Annotated in this window: 22 protein-coding genes and 1 riboswitch; of the genes, 8 read left to right on the forward strand and 14 right to left on the reverse strand. The window is 52.3% G+C overall.

All coding sequences use genetic code 11. The features are described 5' to 3' along the window. The first annotated feature begins 186 nt into the window (after positions 1 to 186). Positions 187 to 990 carry a TatD family hydrolase gene (locus tag ABFD83_02525; protein ID MEN6355941.1) on the forward strand — a complete coding sequence of 268 codons (804 nt, stop codon included), beginning with the start codon at positions 187 to 189 and terminating at the stop codon, positions 988 to 990. Then, the gene (locus ABFD83_02530; GenBank protein MEN6355942.1) at positions 987 to 1,784 is read left to right on the forward strand and encodes a tRNA threonylcarbamoyladenosine dehydratase; all 798 of its coding nucleotides are present in this window, start codon (positions 987 to 989) and stop codon (positions 1,782 to 1,784) included. Before ABFD83_02525 ends, ABFD83_02530 begins: the two co-directional genes overlap by 4 nt. On the opposite strand, the gene ABFD83_02535 is transcribed toward ABFD83_02530, so the two are convergent. The 3 genes from ABFD83_02535 to ABFD83_02545 form a co-directional block, all read right to left on the reverse strand. Further along, entirely contained in the window at positions 1,728 to 2,510 is a 783-nt protein-coding gene (locus tag ABFD83_02535; protein ID MEN6355943.1) for a L,D-transpeptidase, read from the reverse strand. The two genes, ABFD83_02530 and ABFD83_02535, sit on opposite strands and share 57 nt — an antisense overlap. Positions 2,511 to 2,774: 264 nt before the next feature. Further along, positions 2,775 to 3,908 carry a hypothetical protein gene (locus ABFD83_02540; GenBank protein MEN6355944.1) on the reverse strand — a complete coding sequence of 378 codons (1,134 nt, stop codon included), beginning with the start codon at positions 3,906 to 3,908 and terminating at the stop codon, positions 2,775 to 2,777. Positions 3,909 to 3,966: 58 nt separating this feature from the next. Then, positions 3,967 to 6,204 carry a hypothetical protein gene (locus tag ABFD83_02545; protein MEN6355945.1) on the reverse strand — a complete coding sequence of 746 codons (2,238 nt, stop codon included), beginning with the start codon at positions 6,202 to 6,204 and terminating at the stop codon, positions 3,967 to 3,969. Positions 6,205 to 6,429: 225 nt separating this feature from the next. Here ABFD83_02545 and ABFD83_02550 point away from each other — a divergent pair, with 225 nt between their 5' ends. Continuing rightward, complete coding sequence (locus tag ABFD83_02550; GenBank protein MEN6355946.1) at positions 6,430 to 7,386, forward strand: ATP-dependent 6-phosphofructokinase; 957 nt, start codon at positions 6,430 to 6,432, stop codon at positions 7,384 to 7,386. A gap of 79 nt (positions 7,387 to 7,465) precedes the next feature. Further along, positions 7,466 to 7,882 carry a bacteriohemerythrin gene (locus ABFD83_02555; protein ID MEN6355947.1) on the forward strand — a complete coding sequence of 139 codons (417 nt, stop codon included), beginning with the start codon at positions 7,466 to 7,468 and terminating at the stop codon, positions 7,880 to 7,882. On the opposite strand, the gene pdxA is transcribed toward ABFD83_02555, so the two are convergent. From pdxA to ABFD83_02575, 4 genes are all read right to left on the reverse strand, one after another. Continuing rightward, on the reverse strand, positions 7,879 to 8,880 hold the full coding sequence (gene pdxA, locus ABFD83_02560; GenBank protein MEN6355948.1) for a 4-hydroxythreonine-4-phosphate dehydrogenase PdxA: 1,002 nt from the start codon (positions 8,878 to 8,880) through the stop codon (positions 7,879 to 7,881). The two genes, ABFD83_02555 and pdxA, sit on opposite strands and share 4 nt — an antisense overlap. A 118-nt stretch (positions 8,881 to 8,998) precedes the next feature. After that, positions 8,999 to 9,544: a hypothetical protein gene (locus tag ABFD83_02565; GenBank protein MEN6355949.1), complete on the reverse strand. Its 546-nt coding sequence runs from the start codon at positions 9,542 to 9,544 to the stop codon at positions 8,999 to 9,001. A 26-nt stretch (positions 9,545 to 9,570) separates the two neighbouring features. After that, positions 9,571 to 11,034, reverse strand: a complete 1,464-nt coding sequence (locus ABFD83_02570; GenBank protein ID MEN6355950.1) for a hypothetical protein — start codon at positions 11,032 to 11,034, stop codon at positions 9,571 to 9,573. Positions 11,035 to 11,076: 42 nt separating this feature from the next. Continuing rightward, positions 11,077 to 11,907 carry a prepilin-type N-terminal cleavage/methylation domain-containing protein gene (locus ABFD83_02575; protein ID MEN6355951.1) on the reverse strand — a complete coding sequence of 277 codons (831 nt, stop codon included), beginning with the start codon at positions 11,905 to 11,907 and terminating at the stop codon, positions 11,077 to 11,079. Between the two features lie 15 nt (positions 11,908 to 11,922). Then, a riboswitch (cobalamin riboswitch) is annotated at positions 11,923 to 12,113 on the reverse strand. Between the two features lie 327 nt (positions 12,114 to 12,440). Between ABFD83_02575 and ABFD83_02580 the strand changes: the two genes are divergently transcribed. Beyond that, entirely contained in the window at positions 12,441 to 12,716 is a 276-nt protein-coding gene (locus tag ABFD83_02580) for a hypothetical protein (GenBank protein ID MEN6355952.1), read from the forward strand. A gap of 76 nt (positions 12,717 to 12,792) precedes the next feature. On the opposite strand, the gene ABFD83_02585 is transcribed toward ABFD83_02580, so the two are convergent. Next, a complete protein-coding gene (locus ABFD83_02585; GenBank protein ID MEN6355953.1) occupies positions 12,793 to 13,098 on the reverse strand; it encodes a DUF5658 family protein in 306 nt (101 codons plus the stop codon). Positions 13,099 to 13,232: 134 nt separating this feature from the next. On the opposite strand from ABFD83_02585, the gene ABFD83_02590 reads away from it, so the two are divergent. From ABFD83_02590 to pheA, 3 genes are all read left to right on the forward strand, one after another. After that, positions 13,233 to 14,057, forward strand: coding sequence for a glycosyltransferase (locus tag ABFD83_02590; GenBank protein MEN6355954.1), 825 nt, complete (start codon positions 13,233 to 13,235; stop codon positions 14,055 to 14,057). A 112-nt stretch (positions 14,058 to 14,169) separates the two neighbouring features. Beyond that, a complete protein-coding gene (gene prs / locus ABFD83_02595; protein MEN6355955.1) occupies positions 14,170 to 15,366 on the forward strand; it encodes a ribose-phosphate diphosphokinase in 1,197 nt (398 codons plus the stop codon). Between the two features lie 108 nt (positions 15,367 to 15,474). Further along, positions 15,475 to 16,539, forward strand: a complete 1,065-nt coding sequence (gene pheA / locus ABFD83_02600; GenBank protein ID MEN6355956.1) for a prephenate dehydratase — start codon at positions 15,475 to 15,477, stop codon at positions 16,537 to 16,539. A gap of 1 nt (position 16,540) precedes the next feature. Here the strand turns inward: pheA and ABFD83_02605 are convergent, their stop codons facing one another. The 6 genes from ABFD83_02605 to ABFD83_02630 form a co-directional block, all read right to left on the reverse strand. Beyond that, positions 16,541 to 17,578 (reverse strand): hypothetical protein, encoded by a 1,038-nt coding sequence (locus tag ABFD83_02605; GenBank protein ID MEN6355957.1) that lies wholly within the window; start codon positions 17,576 to 17,578, stop codon positions 16,541 to 16,543. Between the two features lies 1 nt (position 17,579). After that, complete coding sequence (locus tag ABFD83_02610) at positions 17,580 to 18,209, reverse strand: prepilin-type N-terminal cleavage/methylation domain-containing protein (protein ID MEN6355958.1); 630 nt, start codon at positions 18,207 to 18,209, stop codon at positions 17,580 to 17,582. Continuing rightward, positions 18,184 to 18,558 carry a prepilin-type N-terminal cleavage/methylation domain-containing protein gene (locus ABFD83_02615; protein ID MEN6355959.1) on the reverse strand — a complete coding sequence of 125 codons (375 nt, stop codon included), beginning with the start codon at positions 18,556 to 18,558 and terminating at the stop codon, positions 18,184 to 18,186. The genes ABFD83_02610 and ABFD83_02615 overlap by 26 nt, the downstream gene beginning before the upstream one ends. 16 nt (positions 18,559 to 18,574) lie before the next feature. Beyond that, positions 18,575 to 18,976: a type II secretion system protein GspG gene (locus ABFD83_02620; protein ID MEN6355960.1), complete on the reverse strand. Its 402-nt coding sequence runs from the start codon at positions 18,974 to 18,976 to the stop codon at positions 18,575 to 18,577. 36 nt (positions 18,977 to 19,012) lie between these two features. Continuing rightward, positions 19,013 to 20,164, reverse strand: coding sequence for a type II secretion system F family protein (locus ABFD83_02625; protein ID MEN6355961.1), 1,152 nt, complete (start codon positions 20,162 to 20,164; stop codon positions 19,013 to 19,015). Positions 20,165 to 20,451: 287 nt separating this feature from the next. Beyond that, positions 20,452 to 22,164, reverse strand: coding sequence for a GspE/PulE family protein (locus ABFD83_02630; protein MEN6355962.1), 1,713 nt, complete (start codon positions 22,162 to 22,164; stop codon positions 20,452 to 20,454). Positions 22,165 to 22,184 lie beyond the last annotated feature (20 nt).

Consider the following 22,184-nt stretch of genomic DNA (forward strand, 5'->3'; position numbering starts at 1 on the left):
GCGCTGGAAGAGGCACGGAATCGAGACAATCGCACATTTGCGCTCTGCAGTGCTTAATAAAAGAACTGGCAATATATTAGAGGCTGCCAAAATTGCAGCGTGATTCCGTAAATCTGACATGCACCCCCCCGCGACTGACCACTTGCCTTTCGCTTACCCTCGCTTTATACTTTACTTGATATGGACTTGCCAGGACTTATAGATTCCCACATTCATCTTACCGACTTTGATCCGGGCACCGATATCGCTGCGCTGGTAAGCCAGGCATTTGAAAATGGCGTCACCCATATGGTCTGCAACGGGACGTCGGAGGCGGACTGGACACAAGTGCAGCGGGTGGCCGAGGAGTGCCCGGGCGTTATCCCATGTTTCGGGCTGCATCCCTGGTTTGTAGTGCGCAGGTCCAAAGAGTGGCTCTCTATATTGGAGAAGCTGGTACGGGACCATAAGTGCGGAGTAGGGGAGACGGGGCTTGACCGGTGTGCGGATCTGCTGGATAAGGACGCTCAGGAAGAGGCTTTTCGCGCTCAGCTTGATCTCGCATACAGATACGATAGGCCTGCAATGGTCCACTGTGTCAGGTCCTGGGGATGGCTTATGGACGTGCTCCGTAGCACGCAGAGGCTTCCCAGAATGGTGGTTCATGCCTTTGGCGGGTCGACTGACATGATAAAGTGCCTTGCTGATATGGGCGCGTACTTCTCATTTTCGGCGACAGTGTTAAACGATAACTTCAAACGCGCTCGCACTGCACTTTTTGCTGCGCCGCCGGACAGGCTGCTTGTCGAAACTGACGCGCCGAACATGGTCCCCCCAGAGCCGTTTCGCGTTTACAGGCTCACCGGCATCAGCGGTGAGATGAACCATCCGGCGAATCTGGCGACGATCACTAACGGAATTGCCGATCTGCTCGGCGAAGAACCTGATGCGCTCAGAGAACTATTATGGAGCAACGCCCGTGAGTTTCTGGGCGATCTTATTAAACAATGACTCAGCCGAATGAACGCTTTACAAGAATAGAACTGATGCTTGGGGCAGACGCCTGCGCCAGGCTCAGGGACTCGTCCGTAACTGTGGTCGGGCTGGGAGCCGTCGGCAGTTATGCCGTTGAGGGTCTCGCTCGAGCGGGAGTCGGCAGGCTCAGGCTTGTGGACTTCGACAAGGTCTCCACCAGCAATATCAATCGTCAACTGCTGGCCCTAACATCCACGCTTGGCCAGGACAAGTGCGAGGTCGCGCGCGAACGTGTGCTGGACATTAATCCTGATTGCAAGGTCGAGGCTATCTGTAATTTTCTGGACGGCGAGACGGCGCTTGACCTCATCGGTGAGTCGCCTGACCTTGTGATAGATGCGATAGATGCGCTGAACCCGAAAGTCGAGCTGATATCGGCAGTGAGAAACAGAGAAATTCCGCTTATCTGCTGCCTTGGAGCTGCGCTCAGGTCCGATCCGACCATGATCCGCATAAATACACTCGAACATGTGCATCACTGTCCACTCGGGCGCGCAGTCCGGCAGCGGCTAAGACGGCGGGGCATGCCGATTGACTTTGCATGTGTCTTCTCTGATGAGCCCCTGCCCAGACCGCTTCCCATAGCGCCGCCTATAGAAATAATTAATGAAGACCATATAATCAGTCGAGGCAGAGCCAGAAACACTCTGGGCAGCATGCCCACCATTACCGGCATGTTCGGTCTTACTGCTGCTAATTTGGCTATCACAATGCTAGCCGCCGGGCCCGATTACCTCAACACGTGTGCCGACAGGAGTCATTGCATATAGCGCGCGGGCGTCATACTCGGTCAAGCGGTTACAGCCCGATGATGCAGGTCCGCCTAGATACTCATACATGTCGGGGCTGGTGGCGTGGATAAAATGTCCACCGAGATATCGCATCGCATACGGCATCGGGACATCAAACAGGCGCGACCAGTAGTTAGGAATCTTATCCAGCACTCTGAAGACTCCGGCATGATCATGAGGTATGTTCAAATGCCTGCCGGGCGGCATCCACAAGTAGTTGCGCGATGAGCTGGAGATATACACATGGGTGATCCCATGATTGCTCTGTATATACAGTCGCTGGTCTGATCGGTCGTGCAGGTCGAGATAAATACCGTCGGCAAATCTATAAGCCATGACTGCAGGTCGAAAAGCATAGTTGCGTTCATCTGTCGCAGCAGGCTGACCCGACTCATCATATCCATCTATTGCGATAATCATTTCGATGGAGTCGACCCATGGCACTGTCCAGTTTACTCTGCTTTCATTTGCCGGGACGTTGTCTGCGATGACTATTTCAAAATCTCCTCTTGATGTTTCTCCGAGAGGCGTTCGAGTCCCATAGGCAATTACACGTATGCTATCAATTCCGATGGCATGCCAAGTTATCGTATATGTTACACCTTCGATCATTGCCTGGCGGTTCGGACCGGTTAATGACAGCACTTGTCCAAGCCCCGGAGCCGCTGATGCAATGATCCACAATAAAATCATCACGGCTCTCATCGCTGCACCTCCTATTAATTTTACCCGGAATCGGGCATAAATGCCGAAGCAGACAGACATATGCCGAAAAGACTGAACAATTTTTTATGTTAGCCTGCTAAAAATGCGAGGTTTGGCACGATTCTTGCCGATATAAAGAATGAGAAAATCATCTTTTCTCCTTCCTTAAAGTGTTGTGGCTTATATCCGCTTTGAGAGCATACAGCTCTACAAACGGCCCGTCAGCGATATTGTTGACGGGATTTCTTTTTGTACGGGGTAGTTTTAGAATGAAAGGTTAATTCCTATATCAATGGCTGCTGCCTTGGGTGAGCCGCCGCTCAGAAAATCCGCGGATGCGCCGATGTGCCAGGTCTGCGCATATGAGCCGATCTCCAGTCGACTTTCAGAGGGGTAATAACAACAATACGGGATCCAATTGCGCTGCTGAGGCCATGCAGCGCCAAACTTTGGAAGAGTCGTATATCCCTTTTGCCAGGTCAGTCCCATAATCTTGTACGGAGTTGTATGAGTCTGGACTACTCCGAGATTTATGACACGACCCACGCCCATGCTCTTGTCTTCTTTCCAACCGGCTCCCGACATAGCGAAGTAGTCATGCAGAAAACCATCAGGGTCTTCAAATACGTTTGGAGACGACACATAGTCATCTTCTACGACGGCCTGTCTCCACGATACCTGTCCCAAAAGACCTTCCACAGACATCAGAAACCGCATCTTGTTCTTAAGATTACCGGTTACCCGGCAGTCCAAAGCCCATCCACGGCCCGAAACTCCGTCCTTGGCGGCGCTCGCTCTCAGCGTCCTTATCATTCCTGTATAGTTGTCTCCGTCAACATTGCCGACAACACTGCGTGCGAGCATGTCTGATGTCGTGATGTAGCGCGCATAGACCTCGCATGTTCCTGAAGAGCCTCCTCGCTCATAAGAAAACGCCCGCCCGAGAGCATACCAGGAGGCCTGCACTCTGTATCCATTGGCTTCCGGCTCGTATGTGCGACCTGTAGCGTCAATTGAATGAAGGTCAATCCACAACTGTCCGGCATCCCTATTGCCGTTGTATTCACTGTATTGACCCTGACCGGCAGAAAAAATCCAGTCTCCCCGGTAAACTCGAACCCATTGCGAAAGTCCCCACCTCGCATATACCGAGCTTACGTCGAGATTGCGTGGAGCGTAGTTGTCATCATTGAACTGGCCTAGAGGAATGGCGTTGTTATCGGCAAAAGCGGAAGCGGCGCATTCGGTCCGACCGGTGTCATCGAGTCCGTTAACGCAAGAAAGCAAAAGATCGTCCCGGGCGAACACATTCGGGAGAGTCATATCAACTGCAGCGACACGGACCGGCATAAATACTAGTGCGATGAAGAAAAAACTCAAATGAAAATAGTAATGCATTATACAACTCATAAATGGGATGCCGGGCGATATCAAATCGCCCGGCATTTATAGCCTGTTACTCAGGTAGATATTCGTGCGTGTCGTCGGTAAATGTGATTTTGAGCATTCCGTTTTCTTTGCTTATATCAGCAACCTTTGCGGCGTCTACAGTCACTTCTCCGACAAGTCCCGCGCCAATTGTGAATTTGACTCCGTCCTGGTTTGTAAGTTCCAGAGTCGGGTTCTTGGCATCTCCTCCGGAGTCAATTTGTGTGGAGCCGCTGCCGGTCAGATATGCGGTTCCCCAACCCAGCTTGTTCACGGTGCACGTAGCGTTTCCGCCTCCGTCAAGGTTGAACTCCAGGTTTGCTTCATAAGCGCGGTAGCTATCTCGGGTAATCTCTCCCACTATTGTGACAGATCCTTGGGCGGTATTAACCGAAGCATCGGCTGTAGGATTATCGCACTTGCCTTCAATAGTGCCTGAGAAGTCAAGTTTGGTATCCGAGTTGTTGTAACCGCCGCTGAGTTTTACGTAATCAGGCACAGCCGCATTGCCTTTGCTGCCTGTCTTTATCTGTGCGGTCGCTGTAAGACCGCCTGATACGCCTACCGTTTGCGTGCCGTTCTTGATTGTCAGCGAAAGACCTGTGGCATTAAGGCCAGTGGGAAGAATGTCGCCATCATCTGTGACACTGCTGCTCACTGTTGCGCTGATATTTCCCTTGAGTTCGACCGACTTCGTTCCTGAACTGGCAGAAATCGATGCGCCGGAAAGACTTATTGTTTTGGGAATTGACTGTGCATATCCATTGATCGTTACCACCTGCATTGTCTCACTGAAGTCTCCAGACAGCGAAGCTGTTATCGACCCGCCTGTTACTGTACAAGACGCCCCACTCATCGCCAGACTGGTCGGGTAGTCATATATAGTGGTGTCTTTCTGGGCCCCGCTTGGAACTGCTGAAAGGAAGTTGGCGACAAAATTGCCTTTGGCGTTAACCTCAGCGGACGTCAACGTGCCGTTAAACTGAATAGCGGTATAGGCAGACTTGTTCGCGCCGGTAGCGCTCACAACGCCGCTAAAGGTGATCGGAGTTGTAATCTTGCTGTCCTTGATCGAAACAGAGACGTTGGCACTCGGATTTGTCACATCCAGTATGGATTCGTCCAGCCCGACCACCTTGTAGTACATCGTGCCGTCATTTGACGATGTCTGAACCACCTGCCAAGTGGTCGAAGTTGGCTGAGTCGCCACAACAGTATATGTGACGCCGCTGTCGGTCAACTTGATTGTAATCCTGCCGGTGGCGTCATATGCAGGATTTTTTGTGATCTCGATCCATGACCAGCCCCAGGCCTCCTCATGAAGTGTCGCCTGATAGCCTTTGCCCATTTCCAGATCAGTGATGCTCTTGCTGTCGTAGTCGTAGTCGGATGTGTATAGTTCGCCAAAAAACGCAGGCATGAGCAGCTTGCTCATTCTGCTGCCGAGCTGTTCATACTTTTCTGCAACCTCGTCGAGAGGAGCATAGTCAATGGCGCTCGCACATGCGTTATAGACGGATTTCAGGTTAGGGCTTTCCTCATTCAACAGCGTTGCCCAAGGCATAGCGACCTCTTTCATCTGCTGAACGGCATTCTTTGCCTTTACCAGTGCGTTATAGATCTTCTCAGCACCTTTGGCTATCAAGCCTGCGAGTTTCTCGCTGTCCAGATTGCCTTTGGCTCCAAAAGTTTCACCGGATATCAATCCCCCGCCCAGAGAGACGTCGGCATCGGAATGAGCAGCCAGATAAGACTCGGCCTCGGCTTTCACTGCATCGAATGTGTCGCTGTCGATTACAGTGCCTGTCTTGTAGTGCGCTTCACTGATTGCTTCAGAGGCTAACGTAGTCGCTGCGTCGGCTACGTAGGTTGCATTGCCCTGAGGAACCGTCGGGATAATAGTTGACATGCGATAGTTCTTGTCTCCTATCTTTCCGGTTATTACTACCACGACACTAAGCCCGGATGTTACATTTACAGTCCCGAACCCATTACTGTCGATTGTACCGGTATTAGGTAGAAGCTCGCCCGTCGCAAAATTATAGACCTGTATGGTAGCTCCCGCATCCAGCTTTGCGTTGATTGTAGTCTCTGCGCGGCTTTCCGCTGTAGTGCTTCCTATTGCTGTATCAGCTCCGATAGTCAATGTGACTCCCGGGTTTCCCGTGAGCGGAGTCGTCGATCCGCCTCCTCCACCTCCACCACATCCGGCAATTGCCAGTGCAACAATCAGCACCAGCGCCAATTTGAATCCATACATCTTCACAAACCAGCCCTCCATTCGTAATAGTTGATCGCATTTAGCTTACTAGCGAGTTATATACATGAGTAATTGTACACATCTATTGAGAATCCTTCATGCCGCTGATCTATTTGTGAAATGCATCGTGGCGAGTGTTGTCATCTCTTTGAACGCGTAGGTAAGCCATGTCCCTTCCACTTTCTTCAGCAGGCAAGGAGGTATTATGATTCTGTTCTATAATCATCCATTATGCCTGTCAAAACGATCGGTCTTCTAACCAGTGGGGGTGATGCCCCCGGAATGAATGCCTGCATCGCCACGATTGCAGCGCGCGCGGAAAAGCTTGGCTTGGATGTGCGCGGGATATTTCGCGGGTTCCAGGGACTCGTAAACGCCGATACTATTCCCGTAGGCGTCGAGCTTGAGGGTCTTGCCAGGCGCGGCGGGAGCTTCCTGGGCACATCCCGCAACGGCAAGCGGGAATCCAAGCTACTGGATATGGGGATCGAAGAGGCAATGAAGCACTGCAGCATCGACGGCCTGATAGTCCTGGGCGGAGGCGGCACTCTTGAAACGCTGGGCAGGTTTGCCGTGGGCGGCGCCCCCGTTATCGGAGTGCCCTGCACGATAGACAATGACATTTATGGCACCGACTACGCGCTTGGTTTCGACTCAGCCGTCAATAAAGCGCTTAGAGCAGCCGATGAGATCATGGACACCGCCGAGAGCCTGTCGGAGCGCGTGTTCGTGATAGAAACTCTCGGCGGCACAGCTGGCCACATGGCTCTTGAGACCGCATACTCTGCCGGAGCCGACGCTGTGTTTGTCCACGAAGTCAAACCGGATATCAATGCCGCGGTCCTGAAGATAAAGACCAAGATGGATGCGGGGGGCACTCATGGGCTCGTTGTCCTGTGTGAAAACCTCGGCCTTGAAAGTATCACGAAACAGCTTGAAGAAGGCATCGGCAGGCGTGTAAGGGTTACGGTCCTCGGACATATTCTACGCGGTGGCAACCCCACTTACTTCGACCGCAACCTTGCCCGCCGGTTCGGCGAGACGGCATTCGACCTGCTTGTCTCCGGCGAGACTGAGAAAATGGTCGCCTGCGCCGGCAAAGACATATCATCAGTTCCTCTGAAGCAGATAGCAGGCAAAAAGAGAGAACTCGATCTGCATAAATACGATTTTGTGAATCAGCCTTAATCCACCTATAGTCTGCCGTGCTTCTTCCCGATATATCTATGGGCCTATGTGTCCAAATGCAAATATGAGGTTACGGCAAATGCCTGTGGGATGGACCCCGGAGATGTCCGTTGGGATAACCGAGATAGATGACCAGCACAAGGAATTGTTCAAGAGAGCAAATGTCTTGCTTGATGCAATAAAAGAAAGCAAGAGTGCGGATGATATCAGTAGGGTTGTTGCTTTTTTACAAAACTATATGGCCGGTCATTTCGATACGGAAGAAAAATATATGATGCGCTACGGCTGCCCGCAATATATCAGCCATAAAGCCCGGCATACGCTCTATGCAATGGAATTTTCCGGCATCAAACACAGCTTGATACACACAGATTCGGATGCTTCAGTATTGCTGGTAAAGAAGAGAATTGTCGATTGGCTTATAGACCATATCCAGCGTGAGGATATGTCTCTCGGCAGTTTTATCAATAGCATAAAACTAAAAAATGCAGCTTAAAGCTTAGCCATTTTAAGCATATCCACGGCAGCCAGAATAGCCGCTTTCATACTCACGGGGTTGGCGATCCCCTTCCATGCAATATCCAGAGCAGTGCCATGGTCGACCGACGTCCGCAGCACCGGAAGGCCGAGAGTGGCGGTAACTGTGCCATAGAAGTCCCGTGTCTTAGCGGCGATGTGCCCCTGGTCATGATAGAGCGAGATCACGCAGTCGAACTTGCCTTCGAGAGCCATGTTAAAGACCGAATCGGCTCCTATCGGCCCGCTTACCCTAATCCCCTCTTCCAATGCAAGTTGGACGGCCGGGGTCAGATACTTCTCTTCCTCGTCTCCAAACTGTCCGCCGTCGCTGGCATGCGGGTTCAAAGCCGCGAGAGCGATAGTCGGATTCACAAACCCGAAACCGGTCATGGCTTCATGGACGCGTCTGATGAACTTATGGACTCTCTCGATTGTGATGTAATCTATCGCCTGCTTCAGTGATAAATGGCGTGAGAGGAAGAATATACGCATATTCTCCGTGATAAAGAGAGTGAGCGGGTTTGGAGAGTCCAGATATGCCGCCAGCATCTCCGTGTGTCCTATATACTCGACTCCGGCAAGCCTGAGGGCTTCTTTATTTATTGGGGTGGTCGCAATGGCATCTATCTCACCCGCCAGTCCAAGTTCGCAAGCTCTCCTGACAAACGCGTTCGCGGCCTGACCCGCGTCAGCGCTGAGCCTGCCCGGCTCGATATCCTGCATGCCGGGCGTTTCGACATGCACTATCTCTATTGTCCCAAGCTCGCCCTTCGCGTCAGTCGGGGAGTTGATAGTTATGATAGGAACGCTTTTGCCAATGGCCTGGGCACAGCGCCTCAAAATGCCGGAGTGCCCGATCACGACCGGCACGCATTTCTGATAGACTTCCTCGTTTTCCAGCGCTCCAAGCACAATCTCAGGCCCGACGCCAGCCGGGTCGCCTAGCGTGATGCCTATTATGGGTTTTCTGTCCAAACCAGCCCTCCTGCAACAATTGCAATATTATACATCCATGTTCGAGCGGTGCAAACATAAACGGTGGATAGTGTGGAGTAAGTTCCAGGGTCCGTATAAACGGACCCCGGTTGTGGTGTTACTTGCCGCGGCGGCGGAGGAGCCTTGTAGATGCGGCAAGACCTATCATAGAGAACACAGCGGTCATGGAAGAGGGTTCGGGGACGCTCGGCACATCGGGTGCTCCAGCAGACCCATAACACCAGCCATCCCAGCATCCATCGGTTATGGTCCGGCCACTGGCTCCGGTACTCGCCATAGCCCATGAAGCGCCGTTTTCAGATGTCCAATAGTGCCACCAGTTGTCGCCTCCGCCATAGCCGATGCAACTGTCCTCGTTGTAACTGATCCCGTTTACAAAGGCGCCATAGCCGAAGTCTTTGATATCCAGATTGACGGCGCCTGCGGCATCGATTGCCTGAATCATATCGAAGCCCTTGTAAGTGCCGGTATCCCACTTGTAACCGAAAGCATAAGAGTGCGCCCCAAAGTCGATGACACAAACTGCGCTGTTGGAGCCGCTGCCTGCCCAATACTCAATGTCGGCAGATGCACTGCCAGACGCATACGCATTCGCCGATATGGCAATAAGCATCACAAATACTACCGTTAAAAAATTACGCATTCTCTTTTTCTCCTTTATATCTGATTTTAATTGGCTTGAGCACCTGAGCGTATCACGTCCAGGTCGTCAACGCTCCTGAGCTGCAAGATTGGAACCGAGTCTTGTCCTGATGTCTCGGATGATATGATTCCGGTCACCAGGACAAAGCTGTCCCGGCTCGGAGGGGTAAATTCCGGGTCAACAACAGTGCCCCAGTCCGGATTGGTGGGGTTTGCAGGATCTGAGCTTGCCGGTCTTACCCTTGGAGCCATACATTTGAGGTCGACACCGGAGCCGTCATCAATGATGAACGACTTCGACACGTCATCAATTTCTTCTACAGTCCCCCAGGTCTTTACCGGCATTCCGGTCGCGCCAAGGCCGGAGGTTATGCTCCTGTTTGACATACCAACGACTTTTACGTTACCGCTGGGCATCTGATCGGCACCCTGCGGTGGATCTATAGCGACGGCATTAATCGCCCTTTCGCCATTCACAGTGGTCATGTTGCCATAGATAGTGACCCTGCTGCCCGTATCAAGGACTCGACCGTAGACTCTTATCCCGGCTAGAGTGGTGCTATCTTGAGCATAACAGAATCGCCCGACTGCATATGTCCCCGCCGAAATCACTACATCTTTCAGGATCACATGTGCCGCGTCGGGCAGTTCTTTTGCTGCGCCGACCGATATGGGGCTGATCTTGTGGCTTACGCGCGTTACCGCATCCAGTTCGACAGAGTCCCCAGTTATCTTTACATAGCGAATCCACTTGCGCCCTGATTCGTCAGTCGGCAGAGGCAGGCTAGAAATGTCAAGCGCGGTCCCGCCGGCAGAGCCCTTGTACATATCAATCCCCTGCGCTACTGATTTCTCTCCAAAGTCGGCTTTTGTGCAATCGGTCGGCACCGGTTTGGTATAGTCCAGATCGTCCGCCCAGTTGTTTTCGATCCAGTCCCATGCCGATGCCTGTGTGGGCGCAAAGTCATCCGCATACGGAGAGGCGAAGGTGTACCAGTCGCCGTTTTCATACTGGCTGACGCTAACAGTCGCCTGCTCCCACTGCCCATCGGATGATATATTCATCTCCTCCATGTTAGTTGCGGGAAAGACGGTGCCGATGCTGGTGAACATACTGTTGCCGAATACGATCAGGTCCTTGCCGTCCCAGTTTTCCGGGTCGTCATAGATCGGCGGGTCGAACTCTACGGTGATCTGCCCGCCCGCCAGCACAGTGGCGACAAGAGGCTGGCCATCGGGCGAAAGATTATACGGAGCATACACCATGGACGCGTGAAACACACTGCCGGGAGCAATGGGCCAATAGCCCGCATCCTGAATAAGTGTGGTAGGCCTGCCCAGCGCCGCACCGGCATCGTTGTAAGGGACATTCGGGTCGAGATTGAATGTGAGACCTTCTGCAACACTTGTTGCCCAATCGGAAGCGCAGGCACCACACATAATTGCAGCCAATAAAACTGCTATGAACACTATTGTCGATATCAAACGCATACCTATTCTCCAAATACCAAATATAAAATACTAAATCTAAAATTAGTTGAGGTCATATGCCGAGTCGTCCGGCGAAAGCGCGCCGCACAATCTGTTGCCGGGCCGATATGTGTTGTTTGTATATGAACGGTAGTTCTTGTTGACCGCCGATACATGCCCGTCCGCCCATGCCACGGCAGCCGATCCGTTGTGCCGGAAGTTGATTGTGCCCGCTGCGAACCATTGTTTGTCACCCGGAGCACGCAGGTAATTCTGCGGCATTACCGGATTGCCGTAGCCCGCATCGGCGAAAACGGCAGTCTTAGACGAATGTCTGATCTCCTGCAGCAGACAGGGTTTTCTTGGGCGTCCGGTCACTGGATCTATGTAGGGTTGGCCGGTCGCCATATTGACATCACCGCCAATGTATGTGGCATTGTAGGCATATCCCGTATATGGGCGGGAATATGCGGTGTCGTAACCCGGAGGCAATCTGTATGAGGGGCAGGAATACAGCGCACCGCTTTTAGTATATGGCCCAAGGAGTCCGGCTTTCCATCCTGAGGAAGTGGAGCTGAAGTCCCAGGAAGACATAGTGCCGCTGCTGACCAGGTATGATGGGCATACTCTGCCGTTATTGTTGTCTGCATATAACTGCCATGCGGCAGCTATTTGTTTGAGGTTGGCGAGGCAGTCGATTCGTTTAGCGGTTTCTTTGGAGCTTGCAAAAACTGGCAGCAAGACAGCGGCCAGTACGGCGATAACGGCTATCACCACCAGCAGTTCGATCAGAGTAAATCCGCAATATATACCAAAACGGCCCCGCGGCCTGTTTCGGAAGTTGTCAGGGCCGGGAGCCTTATATGCGCTTTTTGCGCTGCTTACCGCCGACATCTTTGCCTCCGAAGATGTTCGCAAATAGCGGCAGGCAGGTCTTCTGACTTCCGGATCTTTCTACCCCGGCTCCTTCCCAGCGCCTAACAATAAGCGCCAGTGGATCAAGCCGGATCGTTCCCGGTCACAGCGGCGGGCCCGTGACGGTATTTCACCGTCTTCCCTTTTCAGCCCCGAATGGGGCAACCTTGCTCGCTAAGACTGATATTGATTTTTGTAATGAGAGTCTAGCATCGCTTGCCCCCTTCTGTCAACAGGATTTTAGATAATTTTTTCCTCACGGACCGCCACTGTCGAAGAGACTTGGAATAACTAGCGCACAATTTATGTCTACATTGTGTTGCTATATGGGAAATATGTCATTGAATGCGAAATCAGGTAGGGCGAAAGCCATGAATAGAATGATTGCGTTAGCATATATTACTATAATGCTCTGTTGTTTGCTGTTTGCCGCCGATGTTTTGTCAGCAGCGGCAACTTCGGGCAATACGATAACAACAACGGTCACTTGCACATATCGTTGCAAGTATGGTATGCAGACCGTTACCGCCAAGTGCATAATCACTGTGATCTCACCGGCGGGCTCAGGTGCGGGAGCGCGCCCGGTCTATATAACCGGCTGCTGGAGACGTGTGATAAACAATGACGGTCAAATGACCTACGTCTTTCATGAACCAAATGCAATCGGACGGCTCGTCAGAGCTTTTGTCTGGGATAACGGCGCCAAGAGGTTAGTGGATGGTATTCAAGCGGCGGATGGAACGGTTGTAGTAGACGGGAAAGCATATGAACGCGTGCCCGGAATGTAGGCAGAGATGGTGTACGATAAATAGCCGGCCGGTGTCGGTCCGGTCGGCTATCTGGGAGCGGGCAGGGAAGCAAACCTTACATATTTACGCCAAGAGTCAGGATCGTGAATGTTATCACATAGAGTCCTATTGCGCACCGGCATGCCTTGCGCGCGAAATCAGGGTTTCGCTTCTTATACATCTCTATCGCGACAACAAATGGCACAAAACTAAGCATCTTAACAAACACAAACATCCCCGGGCTTTTGTTGATACAGGCCGCCATTATCGGGTTCTGCTCTATGGCGATACCTGCCAGCACGCAATAAAGCGTCACCAGCATATCCGCCAGGCAGATTGCGACAAGTACCACACTTTCGATACTGACTCTGTACTTCACCATAACAACCTCTTTTCAATTCGACTACACTCATCATATGTTCAAAAAGTGTGCCAATTGTACCCCACACAATTACCGGTTCATGGCACGGTTCATGGCACTTGGCCAAAAGACGATTTTGCGATACAATCATATGGATGATAGCAGCGCGAAAACCGAGGGTGTCGGTTGTGATTCCGGTCTACTGCGGCACGGACGTGCATGAGCAGTTCCTCCGCGAGGCTTTGGAATCGGTTGCCGCGCAGACATACAGAAATTTCGAGCTTTTAATTGTCGATGACCTCTCGCCGCGAGATATTGCGCCAATTGTCGATAGCATCAGTGGGCTTGAGAATGTTTGCATTATAAGAAATGTTGTCAATGTAGGGCATGCCGAGTCTCGAAACACGGGCATAAGAGCGGCGAGTGGAGAATATGTCGCATTTCTTGATCATGATGACGTGTGGCTGCCGGATAAGCTTGCACGTCAAGTAGAAGTGCTGGAAGCCAACTCGGACGCTGCGATGGTCTTTTGCGATATGATCGTCTTCGGCGAGCATGCCGGACGGCTGCGAATAGATCAGCGGGTAATTCCGGAAAGGCCGACGTTTTACTGGTTTGTCGCGCACGGCAACTATACGATTTCGGCGAGCGCGGTATTGATTAAGAAGCGGGCTCTGCTGGATATAGGACTCTTCGACAGCCGTTATTCGACCTGTGATGACTTTGACGCATGGCTTAAGGTGTTGATGAGAGCGCCGATAGTGCATATACCCGAGAGCCTGGCGAAATATCGATTGCACAACTTGAATGTAAACTACGGCGTCGATAGGCTCAACGATAACAGGCTGCTGACCTTGCTCATATGGCAATATTGGCGGATTGCGCCGCTATCGGATAAGATAAGGCTTCTGCCCAGGCTTGGGCGCAAGTACATAGGCAGAGCATATTTCACGTTCTGCAGGTTCAGAAAGTTTAAGTAATAAGACGGCAGACTGAGCGGTTATTGGTTCGGGCTCTTAGCTCTCCACTCTCCGCTCTTAATCCCTCCAGGTATCCTACCTGGAGGGTAAGCGCAAGGAGAGGACAAAAGTAATGACCAGCGATACCCCGGTGCTCATAGTCGGGACGGAATCGGACAACCCTTTCGCGATAGACATTGGGGTCTTCTGCGGGCAGGCGACCGATATCGCAGATATACTGTCCCTGAAGACCTTCGCCAACAGTGAGTTTTGCCCAAGGTTCATCAGTGACGAAAAGGACATGCTCGATATCGGCAAAAAGCTCAAGGGCACAACCGTGGCCATGGTCTCCACGGTCTCAAACACCTTCTCTCGAAATGAACTGAGTATGAGAAACTTCCTGGTCGCGCGGGCAGCCAAAGACAACGGCGCCGAGAGGGTTATCCTTGTTGAGCCGGACTTGTATTTCAGTGCCCAGGACCGCGGACCTCGCCCCGATCATGGCAGTGTCGCATTTGACCGCACACAGGATGATTACAAAAAGTTCGACGGCCAGCCCTTCACCAGCAAGTTTTACGCCGAGGCTCTTGCTCTGGCGGGGGTGGATACGGTCATCACCGTGCACAACCACTCCAGCTCGGTTGAAAAGACATTCAGCAATACCATGCCCGGCGGGTTTGTGAATTTGTCCCCGGCAGAGGTTTTTGCCGATTATATCAAGTCATCCGATGTGACCCCCAGTTTACATAAAGGTAAAGGGCTATTAGTATGCGCGCCCGACGCCGGAGCGCGCGCGTTCGCGACACAGGTTCACGACAGTCTTGACATGCCGACAGCGAACCTGCTCTACATGACCAAGCAGCGCAGGGATGAGCGCAATGTGTCAGTCTGTGTGGACCCTGAATCGCCATGCGGAGCCGACTCGATAGAAGGCAAAGATGTAGTCGTGTTCGACGATATGGTGCGCACGGGAAACACGATCCGCGAGTGCTGCAAGATTCTTAAAGACGCGGGCGCAGGGCGGGTAGTATTCTTCGTCACCCACTTTTACTCCTCTCCGGAGGTGCGCGAGTGTCTGAGCGCGCCGGTCATCGACGAGATCGTTACGACTAACACCCTGCCTTGTATTCTTAATAGAGACATGCAGGGCCGTTTGAGGCGTAAGCTCACCGTGCTTAAGCTGGAAAAGTGGATATCGCGCTGCCTGCTCGATTATCTTGGTTTGGGCACTTCTCACCTGGTGTGGGAGGACTACAGCGTGGACATGTCATCGAAGAACCCGCGCTGGATGTCGATGGCCGATATGCGCGTCAAATTTCCAGTTGAATGAACAGTCCAAAAGTCCAAATGTCGAAAAGTCAAAAAGTTGGGATAGTGTTTCTATGTGAACGAACCAGTTTTGACTTTCAAACTTTTTGACTTTTAACTAGGGGAATAAATGGATATATCCGAATACCGCAAAAGAATAGACGAGATAGATAAGCAGCTTGTCGAGATGATTAACGAGCGCGCGAACTGCGCGCTGGGCATCGGCAAAATGAAGGACAAGGGTTCCAAGAGCATCTTTGCACCGGAGCGCGAAAAGCAGGTGCTCGGCGGGGTGCTCAAGAACAACAAGGGACCACTCAGCGATGCAGCCATGAGTGCTGTCTTTCGTGAAGTAATATCGGCCTGCCGTGCACTGGAAAAGCCGATCAGCGTCGCATACTTCGGGCTTGCAGGCAGCAACACACATATCGCCAGCATTCTTAAGTTCGGAGAGTCCACCGACTTCATTCCTGCAGTCACAATTCCGGATGTCTTTAGCGCAGTCGAGCATAACGAGGCCAACTACGGTGTGGTGCCGGTCGAGAACTCCACCGAGGGGATCGTCAGCCATACGCTGGATATGTTTTTGCTATCCGACCTGCGAATATGCGCTGAGATATACGCGCCTATCTCACACAATCTGCTCTCCTCCGGGACGGATATTTCTCAGATCAGGCGAGTGTATTCAATCGCGCAGGCCATAGCTCAGTGTCGAAACTGGATCGCTACCCACCTGCCGGGTGTTGAAGTTCTGGAAGTGTCCAGCACCGCAAAGGGCGCAAAGATGTGTGAAGACTACCCGACCAGCGCCGCTATTGCCTCCAGCCTTGCTGCGCGCGAATACGGCCTGAATATATTAGCCGAAGGCATTGAAGATAACCCGCACAACAGAACTCGCTTTCTGGTAGTCGGCAACTCCAAACCTTCGCCCAGCGGCAAGGACAAGACTTCCATAGTTTTCGCGGTCCCAAATAAGGCGGGTGCGCTTTACCATGCTCTGACCGTGTTTGAGAGTGAAGGGATAAATCTCACTATGATCGAGTCGCGCCCGACCAAGCAGATGCCGTGGGAGTATATCTTCTTTGTCGACTGCCAGGGTCATGAAAACGACGAAAGAATGCAGATCGCTCTGAAAAAACTCGGCGAGCAGGCGCTTTTTGTTAGAGTGCTAGGCAGCTACCCTGAGGCTGAGTAGGTTAAAGTCCCGGCAGTTTAAGACGCCTCATCACATCAATGGTGATTGTGGAATCGCCATAAACTGTCAAGCCGTGCTCGGATACGAAATTGTCACCTGACGCGGAGCCGAGTACAGGAGGATAACCTCTGATTTCTAGCGTCGCCGTGTTATCGGATTTGTGTGCGTACATTAGGGCATCTACTTCGTTTGACAGATTGTCCACTTTGACCCGAGTGGGCGACATTAAAGCAATGTATGAGTTCACGTCCGAATATTTGAGCGCTCCAACAACCGTTAATTCACCCGTTGATACTACCGTGCACATTCCGCTGTACAATCCGGATACATAGGCCTTGCCGTTGACATATATAACGCCGCCCGAAAAACCAAAAATCGGGAACGTCAGATATGTGTCGCCTGAGTATGTTAGGGTAGCGATTGAAGCATAAGAGGTGAGATCGATGTCTGGAAAAGCAATAGCAGGACTGTTCGGATACTGTGGGTAGACACTGCCCTTGGTTGATATAGTGTTGGCTGCCCAAGCGCCATTTTTAAGGTTTGTATAGACATTATCCAGTTTGACGAGATCATTTGTGCGGACTCCGCCTACCGGATTTGTGTCGGTTATAGGATCGGCGTCATCAATCTTCTTATTTACGCACAGCGCATAATGATATGGCAGCAGACCCTGCACTACACGCTTGATGGTTTGTTTGTATTTGCCGCATGTGCCTGTTGATGTCACAAGCATCATAGAAGCATCTCTGTTGCCGTCATCGGTGGCAGTGATATGGATCGTGCCGGATGTGGTCGTAACATCCGTAGTGTAGGGCAGTTTCTCACCCTGATAATGTACTTTCCAGTAAGCGTAGTCCACGCCTGCTTCAGCAAGATCGACTGCTGCCTGCTTTTTTTGTCGGCTGACTTGAGCGATATACTGGCTGCCTGATGACCTCAACATAGCCAGCCCGAGGGTCATCCCCACAAGCATCGTGGTAAGGGCCAGCACGTAAGCCGCTCCGCGCTTTCTTTTATATTTATATAAAGACGCTTTCATATCAGTTTCTCAGGCAGAATGTTGCGGTCTGCTTCAGGCTCTTTTGTGTTGTTCTGATCTTATATATCGACTCTGCAGTGACCATGACACGCGTCAGGCCGTCCCCTGTGGTTATATCAAAGCGAATGGATTTGAGCGGTGTTATTCTGCCGGGCCCGCCAATCGCATATAGACTCCACGATGCGTCCGGGGTCACGGTGGAAGTCATCGTATTAAGTATACCTGCCCATAATATATCACCATTTTTAGTGTAGCTGCCGGTTGTATCGGAGAGATAGAACACTATCCACTGCCCGCTGCGTGTTTGCGTTTTCCCATTTGTCCAGGTCGGCACATAGACCCCGTATGCTTTATCGAGCGGTAAGTTGACCGCGAGAGTGTCATATGCGGTAAAGCGCGTGGATACCTGCACTCCCATCGATTGGGTAATGTAGCCACCCAGGCGATCACAGCAGTTAGAAGTGGCAATAAGCGCGTCGGATGCGCCCTGCTGGCGTTCCCAGTCTCGCGCTGATGCGTAATAGACCTCGCAGATGCATGATATGATCATGGCTGCCACGGTTCCCGCTATCATAAGCTCGACCAGAGTAAAGCCGCGCGCGCTTTTATTTGGGGCTGATGTAGGTCTCATAGAACACCTTCTGGGTGCCGCTGCCTTCCGGCCAGGTAACTGTGACCGATGCATAGGTCAATTTTGTGGCGCTGCGCGAGCCGGAGACTGACGATACGGAAATGGAAATCTTGTTGCCGGACGGCAGGCCGGTAACGTCAGAGGAGGGCAGGGTATAACTCTGATTGCTGCGCAGACGCTCGACAGCGCTTTGCGCAGCGAGACGTCCGATAGCCATACGCATAGCGCGCTGCTGGGTCTGCCGTGCCGCGCTGCCTGCCGAGAGCACGGCAAGCAGTCCGATAGATAATAACAAAACGGCGGCCAGCACCTCGACGAGTGTAAAGCCGCCGTTTTTATAAGTGTTCATCTGACTATATCAGTTTCTACGGCGCAGTAACTGATCCGTTGGAGTGATCGTATGTGAATGCGACATTCTTGACAGGATCGTTAGGCACTTCCTGCAGATATGGGCCGTGATAGTCTGTGGTGGTCGACAACGACGCCTCGGCTGTCCCGTTCCATATCTTTGCCGTGGTTCCATCGTCCCTTATCAGATCGTTGAGTGTGGACGGATAGTAGCCGGTATCGGTATAGAAGAGCTGTACGGCGTTTCTGATAATTTTGAGATCGCTCTTCTGCGCGGACTCTTTGCTGCGCTTACCTGAATCCATAAACTTAGGCAGGACAATAGCCGCCAAGACCGCAAGCACAACCACTACGACCAGCAGCTCGACCAGAGTGAAGCCTCGACTGCCCTTCCTGACCTTCTCTAACAAATGATACATTTCAACAAACCCCCTTGTGATGCGGCCGAGCCAGGTTTATTTGACCCCACCTACCAGAGAATAGATCGGCACTATGACCGACATTGCAATAAAACCTACTATCATACCTAACACAACAATCATAATCGGCTCAATAACGGAGGTGAGGGATTTGACCTTGGCGTCCGTTTCCCGGGCATACATGGAGCAGATATACTCCAGCATAGCGGGCAGTTCGCCTGTTTTCTCTCCACTTGCCACCATCTGAAGGACCAGAGGCGGAAAAACCCCCGTGGTCCTGAGCGACTGTGACGTCGCGCTGCCTTCCGCAACATCCTTTCTGGCTTGCAGAAGGGCCTCTTTCACAATCTCATTATTGGCAGCCGCTGCCGATGTCTCCAGTGTTTTTACCATGGGAACTCCACTTGAAAGTAACGTGGACATTGAAGCGAGTACCCGGTTTAAGATAACTTTGGTGACAATATCGCCTGCAATGGGAAGTTTAAGTGCTATTTGATCCAGTTTTCGCCTGCCGATAGGGCTGGATGCATACCTGCGCACGGCGTAGACAACTCCGGCGACAGCGGGCACGATTATATACCAGTATGTTGTAGTTATGTGGCTGATATCCATCAGCGCCTTGGTCGTCCATGGCAGCTTTGCGCCCATCTGGTCGAAAAGCTTCATGAACCTGGGCAAAATGAAGGTGACCATCACAATAACAGTAATCACCGATATGGCCATAACGACTATCGGGTATGCCAGAGCGGATTTGATCTTGCGGCCTATCTCTGCGCCGCTTTCCATGTGATCGGCCAGTCTCTCCAAAGCTTGAGAGAGATTGCCGCCGGCCTCAGCCACTTTAGCCATCTCCACCGCAAGGTTCGGAAAAAGCTTGGGGTGTCTGGCAAAAGCATCGCTGAGGTTCATGCCATGGCTGATGTTGAGTGTAATATCTTCCATAGCCTCCTTAAGAGCTATCGACCGAGCCTGCTCGGTAAGTCCCTGCAGACCCTCGACCAGAGGAACACCCGCGCGCGTAAGTATGCTTATCTGCCTGATTGCGCTTGCCACTTCCTCCGGAGAAGACCTTTTCTTGAGCCTCTCATCAGCCTCAACACTCTGAGTATTGGCTGAGTTGACAGCCTTGATCTGAAGCACCTGCTCGCCTTTCTTGCGCAGAGACGATCTGGCCTGAGCCTCAGACATCGCTTCAACCCGGCTGTTTTTAACCCCGCCCGCAGGCGTTATAGCTTTGTAAGCATAGATCGGCATAAGCGGTTAAGTTGGGGCTTTGCCCCAAACCCCACAAAGGGCGCTGCCCTTTGATCCCGCCAGGAGCCGAGTGGCCCCTGGACCCCCATCTCGAAGTTGGTTACCCCCGTACGGGGGTAACCAACATCGGGGCAGAAGGTCAAGGAAACCTGGTTTCCTTGTGGAGTCCAGAGGCAAAGCCTCTGGTGGGAGTCTGAGGGTGAAACCCTCAGCTTATCTCCTTACTCGGTTGTTACACGCATAACTTCTTCGATGGTAGTCACACCCGCTTTGACTTTTTCCAGGGCGTCTTCGCGTAGTGTGCGCATACCCTTTTTCATAGCGATTTGACGGATTGCGGCGGCTGAGCTGCGCGCGATAATTGCGGATCGAATGTCATCGTCCATTCTAAGCAGTTCGTATATACCGACGCGCCCCTTGTAGCCGGTCCTGCCGCACTGCTCGCAGCCTGCGCCTTTCATTGCGCCTGAAAGCTCGGCTGCGCTTATCTCCAGTTTGAGCTGAGCCAGTAGTTCGTCATTTACGACAAATGGTGTGGCGCACCTGGTGCAGATAGTTCGCACGAGTCTTTGAGAGAGCAGACCCACCACGGATGATGCCACCAGAAACGGCTCGACACCCATATCGATAAGTCTGGCGGCTGCGCCGGATGAGTCGTTTGCGTGCAGAGTCGAAAGGACAAGGTGGCCCGTAAGCGCAGCCTCTACTGCAATCTCGGCTGTCTCGGAGTCGCGTATTTCACCGACCAATATTACGTCCGGGTCCTGCCTGACCATGGTCCTCAGGCCCGTGGCGAAGGTAAGGCCCGCCTTGCGGTTCACATTTGCCTGTACGACTCCGGTAAGTTGATACTCCACCGGGTCCTCGATAGTGATTATGTGCCTCTCGGGTGAGTTGATCGTGTTCAAAACCGCATAAAGCGAGGTCGTTTTGCCTGCGCCTGTCGGCCCGCATGCCAGGATCATGCCGTACGGCGCATTGGTCATACGTGCGAAGTCTTCAGCAACATCCGGCTGCAGACCCAGCTTATCGAGAGTTATCTGCGCTGCGCTCTTTTCGAGCACGCGGATTACTACATTTTCGCCGTGAACAGCCGGGTAGGTAGAGATTCTGAAATCATACTCCTGCGGGCGGGCGACTAGAGTAATTCTGCCATCCTGCGGTGCCCGGCGCTCGGCTACATCCATCCCGGCCATTACTTTAATACGGGATATTACCGGTGACTGCAAGTCCTTGGGCACGTTCATCACTTCATGCAAGATGCCATCGACTCTAAGCCGCACGCGTACGCGTCCCGATTCTGGCTCAATGTGTATGTCACTGGCCCTTTCGGCTATTGCGCGGGCTATCATGGCGTTCACCAGTCTTACTACAGGCGCGCCGCCCGCCAGGTCTCTTAGCTCGGCAACGTTGGCGTCGGTCTCCTCGGGCTCGTCCTCGCGGATTTTGACTTCTGCATCGGCGTCCTTAATAGCCTCTACAATAATATCGCTGATATCTCCCGCTGCGCCGAAGCACTGGAAGATAGCCTCGAGTATATCATCCTCGACTGCGATCAGAGGGATAGGCTCAAGGCCGGTCATCTGGGCTATATCGTCAATTGCCTGGACGTCCAGCGGGTTGGCCATGGCTACTTTTATGACATCCTGCGTGCGCTCGACCGGGACGGCCTTGTATCGAAGAGCCATTGTATGTGGGATGAGCTTGGCGACATCCGCATCCATCTCCGGGCCGGAAAGCTCGACATACTGAATGCCGTGCTGAATGCCGACGCAGCGTACGCGGTCCCGCTCGGAGATCATCTGCAGCCGCACCAAAAACTCGCCTATATCCTCGGCAACGTCGGTGCGCATCGCAAGCGCCGCGTCCATTTCTTTCGCCGTTATAACGCCCTGCTCAATGAAGACGGATGTGAGTGAATTGTCTATTGCCATATAGGTGTTGGGTGTTAGGG

It is taken from the genome of Armatimonadota bacterium (assembly GCA_039679645.1).
Taxonomy (GTDB): Bacteria; Armatimonadota; UBA5829; order UBA5829; family UBA5829; genus UBA5829.

What these genes read in the sequence shown, in the direction of transcription:
- ABFD83_02530 (MEN6355942.1), top strand. Translation starts at nt 987, where the DNA reads ATGACTCAGCCGAATGAACGCTTTACAAGAATAGAACTGATGCTTGGG.
- ABFD83_02535 (MEN6355943.1), bottom strand. Translation starts at nt 2,510, where the DNA reads ATGAGAGCCGTGATGATTTTATTGTGGATCATTGCATCAGCGGCTCCG.
- ABFD83_02540 (MEN6355944.1), bottom strand. Translation starts at nt 3,908, where the DNA reads ATGCATTACTATTTTCATTTGAGTTTTTTCTTCATCGCACTAGTATTT.
- ABFD83_02550 (MEN6355946.1), top strand. Translation starts at nt 6,430, where the DNA reads ATGCCTGTCAAAACGATCGGTCTTCTAACCAGTGGGGGTGATGCCCCC.
- ABFD83_02555 (MEN6355947.1), top strand. Translation starts at nt 7,466, where the DNA reads ATGCCTGTGGGATGGACCCCGGAGATGTCCGTTGGGATAACCGAGATA.
- ABFD83_02565 (MEN6355949.1), bottom strand. Translation starts at nt 9,544, where the DNA reads ATGCGTAATTTTTTAACGGTAGTATTTGTGATGCTTATTGCCATATCG.
- ABFD83_02570 (MEN6355950.1), bottom strand. Translation starts at nt 11,034, where the DNA reads ATGCGTTTGATATCGACAATAGTGTTCATAGCAGTTTTATTGGCTGCA.
- ABFD83_02575 (MEN6355951.1), bottom strand. Translation starts at nt 11,907, where the DNA reads ATGTCGGCGGTAAGCAGCGCAAAAAGCGCATATAAGGCTCCCGGCCCT.
- ABFD83_02580 (MEN6355952.1), top strand. Translation starts at nt 12,441, where the DNA reads ATGCAGACCGTTACCGCCAAGTGCATAATCACTGTGATCTCACCGGCG.
- ABFD83_02585 (MEN6355953.1), bottom strand. Translation starts at nt 13,098, where the DNA reads ATGGTGAAGTACAGAGTCAGTATCGAAAGTGTGGTACTTGTCGCAATC.
- ABFD83_02590 (MEN6355954.1), top strand. Translation starts at nt 13,233, where the DNA reads ATGATAGCAGCGCGAAAACCGAGGGTGTCGGTTGTGATTCCGGTCTAC.
- prs (MEN6355955.1), top strand. Translation starts at nt 14,170, where the DNA reads ATGACCAGCGATACCCCGGTGCTCATAGTCGGGACGGAATCGGACAAC.
- pheA (MEN6355956.1), top strand. Translation starts at nt 15,475, where the DNA reads ATGGATATATCCGAATACCGCAAAAGAATAGACGAGATAGATAAGCAG.
- ABFD83_02605 (MEN6355957.1), bottom strand. Translation starts at nt 17,578, where the DNA reads ATGAAAGCGTCTTTATATAAATATAAAAGAAAGCGCGGAGCGGCTTAC.
- ABFD83_02610 (MEN6355958.1), bottom strand. Translation starts at nt 18,209, where the DNA reads ATGAGACCTACATCAGCCCCAAATAAAAGCGCGCGCGGCTTTACTCTG.
- ABFD83_02615 (MEN6355959.1), bottom strand. Translation starts at nt 18,558, where the DNA reads ATGAACACTTATAAAAACGGCGGCTTTACACTCGTCGAGGTGCTGGCC.
- ABFD83_02620 (MEN6355960.1), bottom strand. Translation starts at nt 18,976, where the DNA reads ATGTATCATTTGTTAGAGAAGGTCAGGAAGGGCAGTCGAGGCTTCACT.
- ABFD83_02625 (MEN6355961.1), bottom strand. Translation starts at nt 20,164, where the DNA reads ATGTCTGAGGCTCAGGCCAGATCGTCTCTGCGCAAGAAAGGCGAGCAG.
- ABFD83_02630 (MEN6355962.1), bottom strand. Translation starts at nt 22,164, where the DNA reads ATGGCAATAGACAATTCACTCACATCCGTCTTCATTGAGCAGGGCGTT.